This is a genomic window from Shewanella sp. AC34-MNA-CIBAN-0136, assembly GCF_040309945.1.
Taxonomy (GTDB): Bacteria; Pseudomonadota; Gammaproteobacteria; order Enterobacterales; family Shewanellaceae; genus Shewanella.
Map to the genome: position 1 here is coordinate 60,897 of NZ_JBEOPJ010000019.1, position 15,747 is coordinate 76,643.

General features: G+C 41.8%; 14 protein-coding genes. 10 read left to right on the forward strand and 4 right to left on the reverse strand.

Features of this window, described 5'->3' with window-relative positions; genetic code table 11:
• Positions 1–7: 7 nt before the first annotated feature.
• The 6 genes from atpG (at position 8) to glmS (ending at position 7,065) form a co-directional block, all read left to right on the forward strand.
• On the forward strand, positions 8–868 hold the full coding sequence (gene atpG, locus AAEY94_RS17075; protein ID WP_101087347.1) for a F0F1 ATP synthase subunit gamma: 861 nt from the start codon (positions 8–10) through the stop codon (positions 866–868).
• A 35-nt stretch (positions 869–903) separates the two neighbouring features.
• Positions 904–2,295: a F0F1 ATP synthase subunit beta gene (gene atpD, locus AAEY94_RS17080; RefSeq protein WP_101087346.1), complete on the forward strand. Its 1,392-nt coding sequence runs from the start codon at positions 904–906 to the stop codon at positions 2,293–2,295.
• 36 nt (positions 2,296–2,331) lie between these two features.
• Complete coding sequence (locus AAEY94_RS17085; RefSeq protein ID WP_101087345.1) at positions 2,332–2,760, forward strand: F0F1 ATP synthase subunit epsilon; 429 nt, start codon at positions 2,332–2,334, stop codon at positions 2,758–2,760.
• 148 nt (positions 2,761–2,908) lie between these two features.
• Complete coding sequence (gene glmU, locus AAEY94_RS17090; protein WP_101087344.1) at positions 2,909–4,273, forward strand: bifunctional UDP-N-acetylglucosamine diphosphorylase/glucosamine-1-phosphate N-acetyltransferase GlmU; 1,365 nt, start codon at positions 2,909–2,911, stop codon at positions 4,271–4,273.
• 154 nt (positions 4,274–4,427) lie between these two features.
• Positions 4,428–5,198, forward strand: coding sequence for a DeoR/GlpR family DNA-binding transcription regulator (locus AAEY94_RS17095; RefSeq protein WP_101087343.1), 771 nt, complete (start codon positions 4,428–4,430; stop codon positions 5,196–5,198).
• A gap of 37 nt (positions 5,199–5,235) precedes the next feature.
• On the forward strand, positions 5,236–7,065 hold the full coding sequence (glmS, locus tag AAEY94_RS17100; RefSeq protein ID WP_101087342.1) for a glutamine--fructose-6-phosphate transaminase (isomerizing): 1,830 nt from the start codon (positions 5,236–5,238) through the stop codon (positions 7,063–7,065).
• A 404-nt stretch (positions 7,066–7,469) separates the two neighbouring features.
• Here glmS and AAEY94_RS17105 read toward each other — a convergent pair whose 3' ends face one another.
• A complete protein-coding gene (locus tag AAEY94_RS17105) occupies positions 7,470–7,967 on the reverse strand; it encodes a fasciclin domain-containing protein (RefSeq protein ID WP_101087341.1) in 498 nt (165 codons plus the stop codon).
• 209 nt (positions 7,968–8,176) lie between these two features.
• Here AAEY94_RS17105 and AAEY94_RS17110 point away from each other — a divergent pair, with 209 nt between their 5' ends.
• Entirely contained in the window at positions 8,177–8,422 is a 246-nt protein-coding gene (locus AAEY94_RS17110; protein ID WP_242445163.1) for a DUF805 domain-containing protein, read from the forward strand.
• A gap of 165 nt (positions 8,423–8,587) precedes the next feature.
• Here AAEY94_RS17110 and AAEY94_RS17115 read toward each other — a convergent pair whose 3' ends face one another.
• Positions 8,588–9,781: a class I SAM-dependent rRNA methyltransferase gene (locus tag AAEY94_RS17115; RefSeq protein WP_101087339.1), complete on the reverse strand. Its 1,194-nt coding sequence runs from the start codon at positions 9,779–9,781 to the stop codon at positions 8,588–8,590.
• A gap of 499 nt (positions 9,782–10,280) precedes the next feature.
• Positions 10,281–10,946: a class I SAM-dependent methyltransferase gene (locus tag AAEY94_RS17120; RefSeq protein ID WP_101087338.1), complete on the reverse strand. Its 666-nt coding sequence runs from the start codon at positions 10,944–10,946 to the stop codon at positions 10,281–10,283.
• A 538-nt stretch (positions 10,947–11,484) separates the two neighbouring features.
• Between AAEY94_RS17120 and AAEY94_RS17125 the strand changes: the two genes are divergently transcribed.
• From AAEY94_RS17125 to AAEY94_RS17135, 3 genes are all read left to right on the forward strand, one after another.
• Positions 11,485–12,660: a porin gene (locus tag AAEY94_RS17125; RefSeq protein ID WP_101087337.1), complete on the forward strand. Its 1,176-nt coding sequence runs from the start codon at positions 11,485–11,487 to the stop codon at positions 12,658–12,660.
• A 114-nt stretch (positions 12,661–12,774) separates the two neighbouring features.
• Positions 12,775–13,305 (forward strand): FMN-binding protein, encoded by a 531-nt coding sequence (locus AAEY94_RS17130; RefSeq protein WP_101087336.1) that lies wholly within the window; start codon positions 12,775–12,777, stop codon positions 13,303–13,305.
• A gap of 11 nt (positions 13,306–13,316) precedes the next feature.
• Positions 13,317–14,105 carry a PepSY-associated TM helix domain-containing protein gene (locus AAEY94_RS17135; RefSeq protein ID WP_242445162.1) on the forward strand — a complete coding sequence of 263 codons (789 nt, stop codon included), beginning with the start codon at positions 13,317–13,319 and terminating at the stop codon, positions 14,103–14,105.
• 18 nt (positions 14,106–14,123) lie between these two features.
• Here the strand turns inward: AAEY94_RS17135 and AAEY94_RS17140 are convergent, their stop codons facing one another.
• Complete coding sequence (locus AAEY94_RS17140; protein ID WP_101087334.1) at positions 14,124–15,725, reverse strand: methyl-accepting chemotaxis protein; 1,602 nt, start codon at positions 15,723–15,725, stop codon at positions 14,124–14,126.
• Positions 15,726–15,747 lie beyond the last annotated feature (22 nt).

A 15,747-nucleotide genomic window follows, 5' to 3' on the forward strand; every position in this document is an offset into this window, starting at 1 on the left:
AGTAGAGATGGCCAGCGCTAAAGAGATTAAAACCAAGATCGCGAGTGTTAAAAATACTCAGAAGATCACTTCTGCTATGGAAATGGTTGCCGCCAGCAAAATGCGCAGAGCGCAAGAACGCATGGCAGCTAGCCGTCCATATGCAGAAAATATGCGTAAGGTGATCGGTCACGTAGCGCAAGGTACTCTCGAGTATAAACACCCCTATTTAGAGGTGAGAGATGCCAAGCGGGTTGGTTACATTGTTGTAGCAACCGACCGTGGCCTTTGTGGTGGTTTGAACGTCAACCTCTTTAAAAAGGTTGTGTCAGACGTTAAAAAATGGAAAGAACAAGGTGCAGACGTTGAGTTTTGCCCAATTGGTGCCCGTTCTGTTCAGTTTTTTAAAAGCTTTGGTGGTGAAGTTTCCGCCCATGCATCAGGTTTAGGCGATGCGCCAAAACTTGTTGATTTGATTGGCACAGTACGTGTCATGTTAAAAGCTTACAACGAAGGTAAATTGGATCGTCTGTACATTGTGTTTAACAAGTTTGTTAATACAATGACCCAGACTCCGGTGATCGAACAGCTGCTACCTTTACCTAAGTCAGATGAAGAAGTAGCTAGTTATCCTTGGGATTATATTTACGAGCCAGATCCAAAAGAAGTTTTAGATCTATTGTTAACTCGTTATGTAGAGTCTCAAGTATATCAAGGTGTTGTTGAGAATATTGCCTCTGAACAAGCTGCCCGTATGGTAGCTATGAAGGCGGCAACAGACAACGCTGGCGAAATGATCGATGATTTGCAACTCGTCTATAACAAGGCCCGTCAGGCTGCGATTACGCAAGAACTGTCGGAAATTGTATCAGGCGCTGCAGCGGTTTAGGTTTAGGTAACGAAATCAAGTTTAGAGGATTAATCATGAGCACAGGTACTGTTGTCCAAGTAATTGGCGCGGTTGTGGACGTAGAGTTTCCACAAGATTCTGTACCTCGAGTATATGACGCTCTGAAGATCACTGGTGAAGGCGCCTGTAATGGTTTGGTGCTGGAAGTTCAGCAGCAACTAGGTGGTGGTGTTGTTCGTACCATCGCTATGGGTTCTTCTGATGGTCTGCGTCGTGGTCTAGAGGTAGCAAACTCAGGTTCACCAATTACTGTTCCGGTAGGGGTTGCAACCCTTGGCCGTATTATGAACGTATTGGGTGAGCCTATCGATGAAGCGGGTCCTATTGGTGAAGAAGAGCGTTATGTTATTCACCGTGCAGCCCCTTCATACGAAGATCAGTCAAATTCAACTGAGCTATTAGAGACGGGTATCAAGGTTATCGACCTTGTTTGTCCTTTCGCTAAAGGTGGTAAAGTCGGTCTGTTCGGTGGTGCTGGTGTTGGTAAAACAGTCAACATGATGGAACTGATTAACAACATCGCTAAAGCTCACTCTGGTCTTTCTGTTTTCGCTGGTGTTGGTGAGCGTACCCGTGAGGGTAACGACTTCTACTACGAGATGGAAGATTCAGGCGTATTAGACAAAGTAGCCATGGTTTATGGTCAGATGAACGAGCCTCCAGGTAACCGTTTACGCGTAGCGTTAACTGGCCTGAGTATCGCTGAAAAGTTCCGTGACGAAGGTCGTGACGTATTGTTGTTCGTGGACAACATTTACCGTTACACCTTAGCGGGTACTGAAGTATCTGCACTACTAGGTCGTATGCCTTCTGCAGTAGGTTATCAGCCAACACTAGCTGAAGAGATGGGTGTTCTTCAAGAACGTATCACTTCAACTAAGTCTGGTTCGATTACTTCTGTACAAGCAGTATATGTACCTGCGGATGACTTAACTGATCCGTCACCAGCAACAACCTTCGCTCACTTAGATGCGACTGTTGTATTGTCTCGTCAAATTGCATCTTTGGGTATTTACCCAGCGGTTGACCCATTGGATTCGACTTCACGTCAGTTAGATCCACAGGTTGTTGGCCAAGAGCATTATGATGTTGCAAACGGTGTACAAACTGTATTACAGCGTTATAAAGAGCTGAAAGACATTATTGCTATCTTGGGTATGGATGAATTGTCAGATGATGACAAAACCATGGTATTCCGAGCACGTAAGATTGAGCGTTTCTTATCTCAACCTTTCTTCGTAGCAGAAGTCTTCACTGGTTCTCCAGGTAAGTACGTTTCTCTTAAAGACACAATTCGTGGCTTCAAGGGTATCTTGGAAGGTGAGTTCGATCACATCCCAGAGCAAGCGTTCTACATGGTTGGCTCAATCGATGAAGCTGTCGAAAAAGCTAACAAAAAGAAATAACTAGGCCGTAAAGCTTAGTTCTTTAAGGAGAACTTGATGGCAGCCAAAACAGTCCAACTTGATATTGTTAGTGCCGAAAACAGCATCTTCCATGGCCAAGTTAGCTTTTTAGAAGTTAATGGTGCTGAAGGTGAGTTAGGTATTATGCCTAACCATGTTGCGTTACTGACAAAAATCAAGCCTGGTATGGCGCGCTTTATCAAGCAAGATGGCAGTGAAGAAGTGTTGTATTTATCAGGTGGTTTACTTGAAGTACAACCTACTGCAATTTCAGTGCTTGCTGATGTAGCATTACGTGCCGATGATATTGATGAGAAAGCTGCTTTAGAAGCCAAAGAACGTGCAGAGCAAGCAATTGCTAATGCCGGCACTGACTTCAATTATGAAGCTGCTGCAATCGAATTAGCCAAATCTATGGCTCAATTACGTGTTGTTGAATGCATCAAGAAAAATATCACCAGATAATCTGATTATTTGACGCTTAAAAGGCGACTCTTACGAGTCGCCTTTTTTATTGCCTATTACTGGCTAACTTAGCGCCTTTATTTTCACTTTGGTTCGTATTCCGCTAAAATGTCTGCAAATCTCTATCTGTTCATTAAAGGAATGCTCAATGTCGTTAAATGTTGTGATCTTAGCTGCAGGAAAAGGAACTCGGATGCGCTCAGATCTGCCTAAAGTGCTGCATCCCATTGCCCATAAAAGTATGGTGCAACACGTTATTGATACTGCCAATTCATTAGGCTCATCGGCTATTCAATTAGTATATGGCTATGGTGCAGATAAATTACAAGCGGCTTTAGGTGAGCAAGCATTAAATTGGGTATTGCAAGCAGAACAACTAGGTACTGGCCATGCCGTTGCCCAAGCTAATCCAAATATTAACGACGACGACACGGTATTAATTCTTTATGGTGATGTGCCGCTAATTCAACAATCGACCTTAGAAGCTTTATTGGCTGTTCGTCCTACTAATGGTCTTGCTATTTTGACTGTCAATTTACCTAACCCTACCGGTTATGGTCGTATCGTTCGTGAACAGGGTAAAGTAGTCGGAATTATTGAACAAAAAGATGCTAACGCTGAGCAGTTAGCTATTAACGAAGTGAACACCGGCATTATGGCGGTACCAGGTAAGCAGTTAAAAGCATGGTTAAATCGTTTATCTAATAATAATGCTCAAGGCGAATACTATTTAACTGACATTATCGCCATGGCTAATGCCGATGGTGTTGAAATTACTACCTCACAACCACAATCAGCTATTGAAGTTGAAGGTGCTAATAACCGCGTACAACTTGCGCAGTTAGAGCGAGCTTACCAAGCTCGAGCTGCTGAAAAAATGATGCTTGAAGGCGCTAATTTACGCGACCCTGCCCGTATTGATATTCGCGGTAACGTGACTGTTGGTATGGATGTGATGATTGATGTTAACGTTATTTTTCAAGGTCAAGTGACCTTAGGTAATAACGTCACAATTGGTGCTGGTGCTATTTTGATTGATTGCGACATTGCCGATAATGCCGAAATTAAACCTTATACTATCGTTGAAGGCGCTAAGCTTGGACAAGCTGCGAGCGCAGGACCTTTTGCTCGCTTACGCCCAGGGGCAGAGCTTAAAGAAGATGCTCATATAGGCAACTTTGTTGAAATTAAAAAGAGTGTATTAGGTAAAGGTTCAAAAGCAGGCCACTTGGCTTATTTAGGCGATGCACAAATTGGCGCAGGCGTTAATATCGGTGCTGGTACGATTACCTGTAACTATGACGGTGCCAATAAGTTTATTACTACTATTGAGGATGGTGTATTCGTCGGTAGTGATACCCAGTTAGTTGCGCCTGTTACCATAGGCAAAAATGCCACGTTAGGTGCCGGCTCAACTATAACCAAAGATGTTGCTGAAAATGAACTGGTGATTACACGCGTTAAACAGCGTCATATTACCGGTTGGCAACGTCCAGTTAAAATAAAAAAATAAGCTTTAATATTCTAAAATCTAAAAGCCTCTGCATATGTCAGAGGCTTTTTTTGTACTTTTATTTCAATTTTTGAGCGATAAGATCTAGATAAAGTTTCATTTGGTGCTAAAATATCTTTCGTTTCGAAACTTATATGAAAGATAGTTAATTTAAATGACTAAACGTAACACCCAGCAACGTCGCCATTCGATTATTAAATTGGTTAATGAACAAGGCGAAGTCAGTGTCGATGAGCTAGCAAATCTATTTGCCACTTCAGAAGTCACTATTCGCAAAGACTTAGCCATGCTTGAAACTCATGGGCTATTGTTACGACGTTATGGTGGGGCGGTGCCTGTACCTCAAGAAATGACTCAAATTACCAATGAAAAACTGTCTTTAAACAAGCAAGCTATTGCAGCTAAAGCCGCTGAGCTTATTCGTGATCATAACCGAATTATTATTGACAGCGGCAGTACGACTTCAGGTCTTGTGCAACAGCTAAATGACAAGCGCGGCTTGGTGGTGATGACTAATTCATTGCAATTGGCAAACGCCATTCATGAACTTGAAAATGAGCCGACATTATTGATGACCGGTGGCACCTGGGACCCTCACTCAGAGTCTTTTCAGGGCCAAGTGGCAGAGCAAGTATTACGTTCATATAACTTTGACCAACTTTTTATCGGTGCCGACGGCATCGATCTCGATCGTGGCACCACCACATTTAACGAACTAACCGGCTTAAGTAAAGTAATGGCTGAAATGTCTCGTGAAGTCGTGGTGTTATTAGAGTCGACTAAAATTGGCCGACGGATCCCTAATCTAGAATTACCTTGGGATGTGGTTAATGTCTTAGTTACCGACGACAACATCACCCAAGAAGCCGTTAACACTATTTCAGCGCATGGCGTCAGAGTCATACTCGCGCCATACACTAAGTAAAAAAAATTAAATTGAAACAGTAAAGGAAACAACAAACATGTGTGGAATCGTAGGCGCAGTGGCGCAAAGGGATGTTGCAGAAATTTTAGTAGAAGGCTTACGTCGTCTAGAATACCGTGGTTATGACTCAGCTGGCATTGCTGTTATCCATCAAGGTGAGTTAAGCCGTACTCGCCGCGTTGGTAAAGTACAAGAGTTGTCGTCCGCACTTGATGCCGCACCGTTAAGCGGCGGCACCGGTATTGCCCATACTCGTTGGGCAACTCATGGTGAGCCAAGCGAACGCAATGCACACCCACATTTATCTGAAGGTGATATTGCCGTTGTTCATAACGGTATTATTGAAAATCACGGTAAATTGCGCCAGATGTTAAAAGGTTTAGGTTATGTATTTTCATCAGACACCGATACCGAAGTTATTTGTCACCTTGTTCATCATGAACTAAAGACAGCAGCGACATTATTAGTGGCAGTGCAAGCGACAGTAAAACAGCTTGAAGGTGCCTATGGTACAGTTGTTATCGACCGTCGTGATAGCGAACGTATGGTTGTTGCCCGTAGCGGAAGCCCATTAGTGATTGGTTACGGCTTAGGTGAAAACTTTGTTGCCTCAGATCAATTAGCATTACTACCTGTAACACGTTCATTTGCCTTTTTAGAAGAAGGTGACGTTGCTGAAATTACGCGTCGTGAAGTTAACATTTTTGACGTTAATGGCAATGCCGTTCAGCGCGAAATGAAAGAATCGGAAGTGACTCATGATGCCGGTGACAAAGGTGAATACCGTCACTACATGCTGAAAGAGATTTACGAGCAACCAACCGCCATTGCACATACTCTAGAAGGTCGTATTGCGGGGGGTAAGGTTTTAGATTCAGCTTTTGGTGAAAATGCTGCTGAATTTTTAAAAGACATTAAACACGTGCAAATTATTGCCTGCGGTACCAGTTATCATGCAGGTATGGCCGCGCGTTACTGGTTAGAAGATTGGGCTGGCGTATCATGTAATGTCGAAATTGCATCTGAGTTCCGCTACCGCAAATCGCACCTGTTCCCAAATAGCTTGTTAGTGACTATTTCACAGTCTGGTGAAACAGCTGATACGTTAGCGGCAATGCGCCTAGCAAAAGAAATGGGCTACAAAGCCACCTTAACTATTTGTAACTCAGCTGGTTCATCGTTAGTACGTGAATCTGACATGGCTTACATGATGAAAGCTGGCGTAGAAATTGGTGTTGCATCAACTAAAGCCTTTACCGTTCAACTAGCTGGCTTGTTAATGTTAACAACGGTTATTGGCCGTCATAATGGCATGTCTAGCGACATGGAAGCGGCTATTACTCAAAGCTTGTTATCAATGCCAGCTAAAGTGGAACAAGCGCTTGGCTTAAATGATGCAATTGCAGAATTAGCAGAAGACTTTGCCGACAAGCAACATGCATTATTCTTAGGTCGTGGTGATCAATACCCAATCGCGATGGAAGGTGCATTAAAGCTAAAAGAGATTTCATATATTCACGCCGAAGCTTATGCATCTGGTGAGTTAAAGCACGGTCCATTAGCTTTGATTGATGCCGATATGCCAGTTATCGTGGTTGCGCCAAACAATGAATTACTCGAAAAGCTTAAATCAAACGTTGAAGAAGTGCGTGCTCGTGGCGGACTAATGTATGTGTTTGCCGATGTTGATGCTGAGTTTGAATCAGACGACACCATGAAAGTTATCCAGGTACCACATTGTGATCAGTTCATGGCACCGTTAATTTACACTATTCCATTACAGTTATTGTCATATCATGTGGCATTAATTAAAGGTACTGATGTAGACCAACCACGAAATTTGGCTAAATCAGTTACAGTTGAATAAGGTTTTGATTTAATTGTTAATTTTAATAAAAACGGTTTCTTAGGAAGCCGTTTTTATTGGGTGAAATAATATTATAGCGTAATGGGATAATTGACCATTAATAGTCTGGTTGTTAAATCTGTCTATTTCGATAGGGGCATTTTATTCCCGACGAAGATTACCGCCGCCCCAGTTTAAAATGGGGTTTAGCTAATTAAAGATACTATTGGAGTCGTTGAAGGCTATTGAGGATTGTTTAAATATGGTTATTAAGCTGTCTTGGCAGCCAGTTAACTAATTCATAAGTAAGGTATTATCAGTTACTCTTGTGTGCTGGCTTAAATCGTTCAGCACAACAGAATCGGGGGCGTGGAATGTATCCTATGCCCCCGACAGTAATTAATTGCTTAGTAATTGCTTAGTAATTAGTTAGGTAGTAGCACTGTGTCAATCACGTGGATGACGCCGTTGCTAGCGTTAACATCTGTCATGATAACTTTTGCATTGTTTACCATCACATTACCGTCTTTTACTTCAATGGTAACTGTTTGTCCTTCAACTGTTGTTGCGCTATCTAGCTTAACTACATCAGCAGCTAACACTTTGCCAGCTACAACATGATAAGTTAATACCGCGACAAGCTTATCTTTGTTCTCTGGTTTTAGTAGCATTTCTACAGTGCCTTCAGGCAACTTTGCAAATGCATCATCTGTTGGTGCAAATACCGTAAATGGACCTTCACCTTTCAGCGTTTCAACAAGTCCTGCCGCTTTAACTGCAGCTACGAGAGTGGTAAACGAGCCATTTTCAACCGCTACATCAACAATGTCTTTTTTCATACCATGATGTTCGGCATAAGAAACAGATGAGAACGCTAAACTAGCCACTACAAGAGTCAGTATCGTAGATATTTTCTTTAACATTTTATCTTCCTTTTAGGTGTGTACCATTTTGAGTTCAGCATTAGTTACGCAGTAGTTAATCAACTAGATCAATTTTGTTTCAATGAACTTGTGAGATGACGTTGTGTGCACTTAGGGGGTCAATATCACTAAAATAAGTCTAATTGCATAAAGCTGACAGGAAGATATAACGATGGTGATATTTATCATGGATTTTTTTACGGGTCGACATTCTGAATATTGTCTTAGCTGTACTTGGTTTAGATACCATTTCAGCGATAGTGAGTCTTGCGCTATTAGTTCCAAGTCTTAGTATTGCAGCTAGAAGGTTACATGACACTGGCCGCTCTGGCTGGTGGCAATTAATACAATTAATCCCAATTATTGGTTTAATTGTTCTGATTGTTTTCTTAGCTCAAGACAGCCATGATGTAAATGATTACGGTGTTAACCTTAAGTTGGGTGTTCCAACATAAAACCGATCAAGATATCGTGAGGCGGCTAATACTCATGTTGACTTAAACGCGTTTTGATTGCGTGACTGATATTATCGGCATAAGACTTCGTAGAGCTTACAGTGATTTTACCCAACAAAAAGGGAACAGATACTGTTCCCTTTTTGATTTGGTCAAACTTAGCTATTACCAAACACGAGCGACGAGTCCTTTCAGGTAATAACCTTCAGGGAATGCGCTGCTAATTGGGTGATCGCTGGCTTGGTGCATGCGTTCAATAAATTGCACTTCACGCTTAGCATCAAGTGCGGCATCGGCAACCACTTTTTGGAATAGGTCTGACTGCATTAAGCCTGAACACGAGAACGTCAGTAATATTCCACCTGGATTAAGTAATTGCATAGCAATCATATTGATGTCTTTATAACCGCGACATGCGCCATCGAGTTGCGACTTATTGTCGGCAAACTTAGGCGGGTCTAAAACAATAACATCAAAGGTTTTACCTTCATCTCGGTACTGGCGTAGTAATTTGAATACGTCAGCTTCGTTATAGCTTACATGGTCATCATTAAGGTTATTAATGGCCATATTATCGCGAGCAGTTTGTAGGGCTAAGGTTGATACATCGACGTTTTCAATACTCGCAGCGCCTGCTTTGGCGGCATATAAGCCAAAAGTACCGGTGTAACAGAAACAGTTAAGTACTGACTTACCTTTGACGAAACGAGCCGCCATAGCACGGTTGTCACGCTGATCCAGATAGAAACCTGTTTTATGACCTTTAACAACATCGACGGCAATCTTAATACCGTTTTCTTCGATGATGACGGGCATAGCAGGTAACTCCCCGTGTAGTAATCCTACAACCGGAGTCAGGCCTTCTTTCTTTCTAGAGTCGACATCTGAGCGCTCATAGACAGCGCAGTCCGGATATTGAAGAACCAGTTGCTCAACGATAGTGTCGCGCCATTTTTCAGCACCAGTGCTTAACAGTTGGCAAACCAATACGTTGGCATAACGGTCTATGGTAATACCGGGTAAACCGTCCGATTCAGCGGCGATTAAGCGATAACCCGTTAGACCTTGTTCGCGAATCAAATCATCACGTCCTGCTTGGGCTCTTTTTATGCGTCGGGCGAAGAAGTCGGCATCGATAGTTTCGTCTTTGTCGAAAGTCCATATCCGCACTTGGATTTGAGATTCTGGCGACCAGGCACCGCGTCCGAGCCAATGCCCGTCGTGCGCCACTACTTCAACAGTGTCACCAGCTTGCGGTTTTCCGCCATTGACGTTGTGAATTCCATTGGAAAATATCCAAGGGTGGCGACGCTCTAATGAACGTTCGCGGCCAGGTTTAAGTTTAATTCTGATAGCCATGGTATTGCCTAATGTAAAGTATAAAAGGGGTAAAAAGAGTTATCGCGCATCTAATAACGATGCCATATAAGCCTAATCGAAATTGAATATAGGCTTGGGGTAATGCCTCAATAATTGAGTGCATTAGCCAGGGGGCGACAAAATGGGATCATAGCCTGTTTTGAGCCTAAAAACCTGACAAATAATTAAATGGTTGGCTTAGTATGGTGTGGTTAATGTCTATTCTGGCGGTTGAGTCGGTAATTATTGCTTATTCCATCCAGCATTAAAGGTATTTTGTTGCGTTATAGCGAGGTTAAACGGTGCTGGTGGTTGATGCACAATCAAATATGCCTACAGACTTGTGATGATGTTTTTAGATCGAGTGATTAACGTGATGCTTTTGCTAACCGTCAAACACAACGCCACAAGCATTCGGTAGCAATTATACCAAGCGTTGCTGAATCGCAGTATTTGAACACACTGATTACTCGTACTCGATAATGGCAATAATACTTGATTAGGTAACGATATTACCACGTGAAAAAACCAGAATGTAGCCTTTAAAGGGTAGAGCTAAATAGTCGGTGTGTATTGGTTTAAAATGGCTGCTGATGAAACCGAACTCAGCTAATTTTACACTGAGTTTATTCTTTCTACCTCTACCGGGGTCTACAATGATGACGTCACATTTTTTACTGGCATGGTTTTTAATAAAATAAGCCAATAACTGCACATGCTCATCTTCATAGAGTAAATCGCTGCCAATGATGACGTCAAAAAGTCCCAGCTTACTGGTGTCATTGGCCCAATCTACTTGCTCAAAAGCAATGTTTTTACCATTGTTGAGTTTTGTATTTCGGTTAAGGAACTGCTCAACTTCTGGGTGATAGTCGGTTGCGGTAATATCGGCATGTTTTTCGTTGAGGAGTAAGCTTGATAATGCGATTCCACAGCCTATTTCTAGAATTCTTTTACCTTCGGTTTTGTAATCCAACATATAGTTTGCCAGCACTAAGCTTGATGGCCATACAATGCCAAAAATAGGCCAGCTTGCAGAGGATATTCCGAGTTTTTCAGCAACACCTGTAGGGTCATAAAATTCTTGATTATTACGTAAGGTGCATAGATGAACATCTATGTCACCAAATTCAACGGTTTGGTAGCTTAAGCGAAGAGCTGTCATTGCGCCGTCTCAAAAATTGAGCGCTCAGCCAGCTATCGAGGACAAATAAATGACAAAACGAAGAGGTTTTAGTTAGGTTATAGCAGTTCGTTAGAAAGGCAATGTATTTAACTAACTGTTAGGTTTTGTTAGACTTAGATCTTTGTTAAAAGTATTATAGTATTGTATTTTTACCTGCTCGATGGAACTCAGTTGGATTAATGTTCTGTGCAGATATTAACTCATCTATAACTGATAATGTCGGCGCGAAAAGTTGGTTTTTACTCACTCCGGCACCAGATTAGCACCTCTATTTGTATTTCAATAAAACCCCGTTTCTACCAATTTATAACATCATTCTGGCCCGTCATCAGTGTTAACTCTTTTTATCAATATTTGTATCTGTTGTGACATTTCACTGTTATTTGTGATTGTTAATAATGTGACATGCGTATCACAAACTTAATGATAATGGTTTGCATTAACATGTTCGTTATGTATAATTCACATTGGTTTACACAACACAGTAGTTGTTTACATTGTCTAATCGGGATGAGATATGAAAAAAACGTTAATTGCTGCAACACTATTTAGTCTTTTGGCTAGCAATCAAGCTATGGCTTCTGACGAAACGACTGAACTACGTCAGATTATTGAGCAGCAGCAGAAAGTGCTTAAAGATCTTGAAAAGCGTCTTGAGCAAACTGAAAAGCGTGTAGAAACTACTGCAGATGTAGTAGAAGCGAGCGCATCAAGTAAGTCGGCTACCACTATTGGTGGTTATGGTGAATTACACTATAACAATATTAGCAATAACCAAACCGGTACCGACAAAAAAGAATTCGATTTTCACCGTTTTGTATTGTTTGTGGGTCATGAGTTTAACAGCACCACTCGTTTTTTCTCTGAACTAGAAGTTGAGCACTCAATTGCCGGTGAGAGTCAAAATGGCGAAGTTGAGCTAGAGCAAGCTTATATCGAGCACGATTTTAATGAGATGCTTACCGCTAAAGCAGGTTTATTCTTAATGCCAGTAGGTATTATCAACGAAACTCACGAACCAACGGTATTTTACGGTGTTGAGCGTAACCCGGTAGAAAAAGATATTATTCCTGCGACATGGTGGGAAGGTGGTTTAAACCTTAATATTAAAGCCGCTCCAGGTTTAGCTTTTGACACTGCAGTGACTTCTGGTTTGTATTTGGACGAAAGCTCAGGCTATAAAATCCGTAACGGTCGTCAAAAAGTATCTGAAGCGAAAGGCGAAGATTTAGCTTATACCGGCCGCGTAAAATATACTGCAGTACCGGGTTTAGAATTAGCTGCCACGGTTCAGTATCAGTCTGACTTAACTCAGGGGACTGCTGGTGTTGATAGCGCTTCTGCTACATTGTTAACAGCACACGCTATTTACAGCATTGAAAATTTCACTGTTAAGGCATTATTCGCCCAGTGGGATATTGATGGTAAAGAAGCTGAAGCATTAGGTCGCGATAAGCAAAATGGTTTCTATATTGAGCCTTCTTACCGCATTAATGAACAGTTTGGTGTGTTTGCTCGTTATAACGAGTGGGACAACAATGCGGGTGATAGTGCCGATACTAAGAAAAAACAAACCAACGTGGGTGTTAACTACTGGTTACACGAAAACGTAGTGTTTAAAGCTGATTACGAAAACATTGGTGGCGCTGCAGATTCAGACGGTTTCAACCTAGGTGTTGGTTACCAGTTCTAATTGCTGAGCATTCAGTAAAAGCACGCATCGATGAAACAGATTATCGGTAAAATTTTGGGTGCCAACAGTGTATATTGTCGGCACCCTTATTTTTGTTCTTGGCTAAGGATTGATATGCAGGCAATATTACGATCATATTTGATGTTATTTATGATGGGGTTAGCTGTTTATTTTTCGGCATTTAGCGCTGTAGCAACACAGTATCAGTCAAATGACGCCTTTATTAGCCAAGCATTTAATGGCAATGCTGGCGAGTCTAAAGTGTTGTGGTTAGATGATGATCTCAAACAAGCCGTAGAAGCTATTTTAGCCCATCGTTTTAATAAAATGCGTATGCGTTACTGGCTACACAATGATGAAACCGTTTGGATAATGGACGAAATAGGCAAGGAATCGCCGATTACGGTGGCTATTCATATTAAAGACCATCAAATTATGCGGACTAAAGTGCTAATTTATCGTGAAAGTCGCGGTGACGAGGTTCGTCATGATTTTTTTACAGACCAATTTAAGCTGGCCAAGTTAGATGACCAACATCAGCTTGATAAGCATATAGACGGGATTACTGGTGCAACATTATCAGTAAGAGCGTTAACTAAGTTATCGCGCATTGCATTGTTACTTCATGCGCATGTGGTGCAATAAACCACGTTTCAATTCTAGCGGATCATTTCAAGCAGGTTAGTGTGACAAAAACATCTCGACGTAACCGTTTTAGACTTAAGATTTTGCGAGCCCTTCGTCCTTGGCACCGTCGCTTAGGATTAGCGAGTGCGTTATTTATCTTATTGTTAGTGCTGACTGGCGTAGCGATAAATCACAGTGATGATTTTGGTTTAGACCAAGCACCGGTTACCCAGTCGTGGTTGCTTGATTATTATGGTATTGCTCCTCCTTCTCATGTTGCTCAGTTTGGTGTTGCACCTACTGCATTATATATTACCGATAATCTATTGTGGCAAAACCAACATATGATTTTAGAGTCCAATGCGACCTTAATTAGTGCCAGCTATGTCGGTAACATGCTGGTGGCCATAGATGCACAGCAACTGTATTTATTTAATGATCTTGGTCAGTTACAAGAAACTCAAAATGCCAGCACTGGACTTCCGTCTGGTTTGTTAGCGCTAGCGATTGTTGATGGCCGGGTGTGGTTAAATACTGAAAATGGTGTATTTCAAGCAGATGAGCAACTCATCGATTGGCAAGCTATTGCGCCGTTAACAGTACCTGTTTGGCTGAGTGAAAGTAAATTTGTGGATAAAGAGGTTGTTAATCTTGCGCGCAGCGCTAACTTACATTGGCAACGCGTAATGCTAGATCTGCATAGTGGTCGCTTATTTGGATCATTAACGGTTTGGCTGTGGGACTTATTCGCGCTAGCATTACTAATGGTATCTCTCAGCGGCTTTTGGATTTGGTTAAAACAAAAACCACCGAGATAATCTATTCAATTACCATTTTTAGCGTTCAAACTGATCGACTGTGTCGGTTAGCTTATCGGCTAAATTACTCAACTTATTACCTGCCTCGCTAATTTGATGATTCCCCTCAGATACAGATTCACCTAATAGCGTAAAGTCTTGTACTTTAAGCTTAACTGTATGAGCCTGCTGCTGTGATGCTTGTGCTAGCATGGCTGATTCTTGGCTTACTGTGGCAAGAGACAAAATAAGTTGGCGGCTCTGTTCAAGTGTTACTACTAACTGATTTGCTAATGATACTGAGTGTTGTGCTTTTTGTTGGTTGGATGCCATATTGTCGACCGCAGATTGAATTGAATCAACGATATTAGCGAGCATTTTATTTATTTCTACAGTTGAATTATGTGTGCGTAAGGCTAACGTTCTAACCTCATCTGCAACTACCGCAAAACCTCTTCCTGTTTCACCGGCTCTAGCCGCTTCAATAGCTGCGTTCAATGACAATAAATTAGTTTGTGAGGCGATATCGGCAATGGTTTTTACCACGGTAGCCACTTGTTTACCTGAATTTTGCAGTGTGAGTAGCATGCTGGCAGTCGTTTCAATGTCTTGAGCTAATACGCTAATGCTGTCAGCTGTTTGTTTAACTTCTTTTTGCCCTTCAACCATGCTCTGCGCACCCTGTTGAGCAGAATCTGATGCACTTTGTGAATGTTCGACACTTTGCTCCATTTGCTGCTCAAGTTGCGACATCACATCTACTAAACTCACAATAGTGTGTTGAAGCTCATCCACAGAGGCTGATGATTTACCTGTTGTGTTACTTAACTGGGCAACGGTTTGGCTAATACTGGCGATGGCGTCATGTACTTCATTCATTCCTAAACGGAATACGTTAATTAAGCCATTAACACTGGTGGCCACATTACTAATTTCAACAATGCATTCATCAGACAGTTTGGCTTTTAAATTACGATTTTGCGCAATGCGGGTGAGGTCGTTTGACAGTTGCTGTATAGGAGTGGCTATTTGTTTTTGTGCTGCTAAGTAGGCCCCAACAGCAACAACCAACATGAGTCCAACTAATACAAAAATGAGCATAGTATTGTAGCCAAGTTCGCTTTGAATGTTCATTGCATTTTGGTTGGCTTGAGTCGAAATTTCTTCGGCGAGAATGTCTAGACGATCTTTTAGATCGTTAGCACTATCATTTAATGTACCTAAATGATTGCGGGCATTGTCCCAATCTACCGATGATTTACTCATGGTGTTTTCAAGTGCCGATAACGCCGCGTTAAGCGCGTCAATTTGCGGCATTAATTGGGTAGATGTTACGGTATTTAATTGTTGATACTGCTCGTTAAGACTTTTTTCTAGTTGAACTTTATTCTGGTTAAACTCTGTAACGTCGATGGTTGTACCGTATAAAGAATAACCCATTAATACCAGTTCTTTGGCAAGACTTTGTACCCGTGTAATGCTGTTAAGCGCAGGTAATGTGCCATCGACAAACCCGCCAACTTCTTGTTTTACGGTTTGGTTGCTGTTATTGAGTAAAACCGCCGCCACTAGAGTCATGAATAAAATAGCTGCATAGCCTAGTAGAATACGAGCTTTGATAGTATTAAAAGCGTTAAACATGGGTTAATACCTTAATCGGGTC

Bases quoted from the DNA above. Each gene is read 5' to 3' on its own strand.
- AAEY94_RS17130 (WP_101087336.1), top strand. From the start codon at position 12,775: ATGCAGGCAATATTACGATCATATTTGATGTTATTTATGATGGGGTTA.
- atpD (WP_101087346.1), top strand. From the start codon at position 904: ATGAGCACAGGTACTGTTGTCCAAGTAATTGGCGCGGTTGTGGACGTA.
- glmU (WP_101087344.1), top strand. From the start codon at position 2,909: ATGTCGTTAAATGTTGTGATCTTAGCTGCAGGAAAAGGAACTCGGATG.
- atpG (WP_101087347.1), top strand. From the start codon at position 8: ATGGCCAGCGCTAAAGAGATTAAAACCAAGATCGCGAGTGTTAAAAAT.
- AAEY94_RS17120 (WP_101087338.1), bottom strand. From the start codon at position 10,946: ATGACAGCTCTTCGCTTAAGCTACCAAACCGTTGAATTTGGTGACATA.
- AAEY94_RS17115 (WP_101087339.1), bottom strand. From the start codon at position 9,781: ATGGCTATCAGAATTAAACTTAAACCTGGCCGCGAACGTTCATTAGAG.
- AAEY94_RS17140 (WP_101087334.1), bottom strand. From the start codon at position 15,725: ATGTTTAACGCTTTTAATACTATCAAAGCTCGTATTCTACTAGGCTAT.
- AAEY94_RS17125 (WP_101087337.1), top strand. From the start codon at position 11,485: ATGAAAAAAACGTTAATTGCTGCAACACTATTTAGTCTTTTGGCTAGC.
- AAEY94_RS17095 (WP_101087343.1), top strand. From the start codon at position 4,428: ATGACTAAACGTAACACCCAGCAACGTCGCCATTCGATTATTAAATTG.
- AAEY94_RS17105 (WP_101087341.1), bottom strand. From the start codon at position 7,967: ATGTTAAAGAAAATATCTACGATACTGACTCTTGTAGTGGCTAGTTTA.
- glmS (WP_101087342.1), top strand. From the start codon at position 5,236: ATGTGTGGAATCGTAGGCGCAGTGGCGCAAAGGGATGTTGCAGAAATT.
- AAEY94_RS17085 (WP_101087345.1), top strand. From the start codon at position 2,332: ATGGCAGCCAAAACAGTCCAACTTGATATTGTTAGTGCCGAAAACAGC.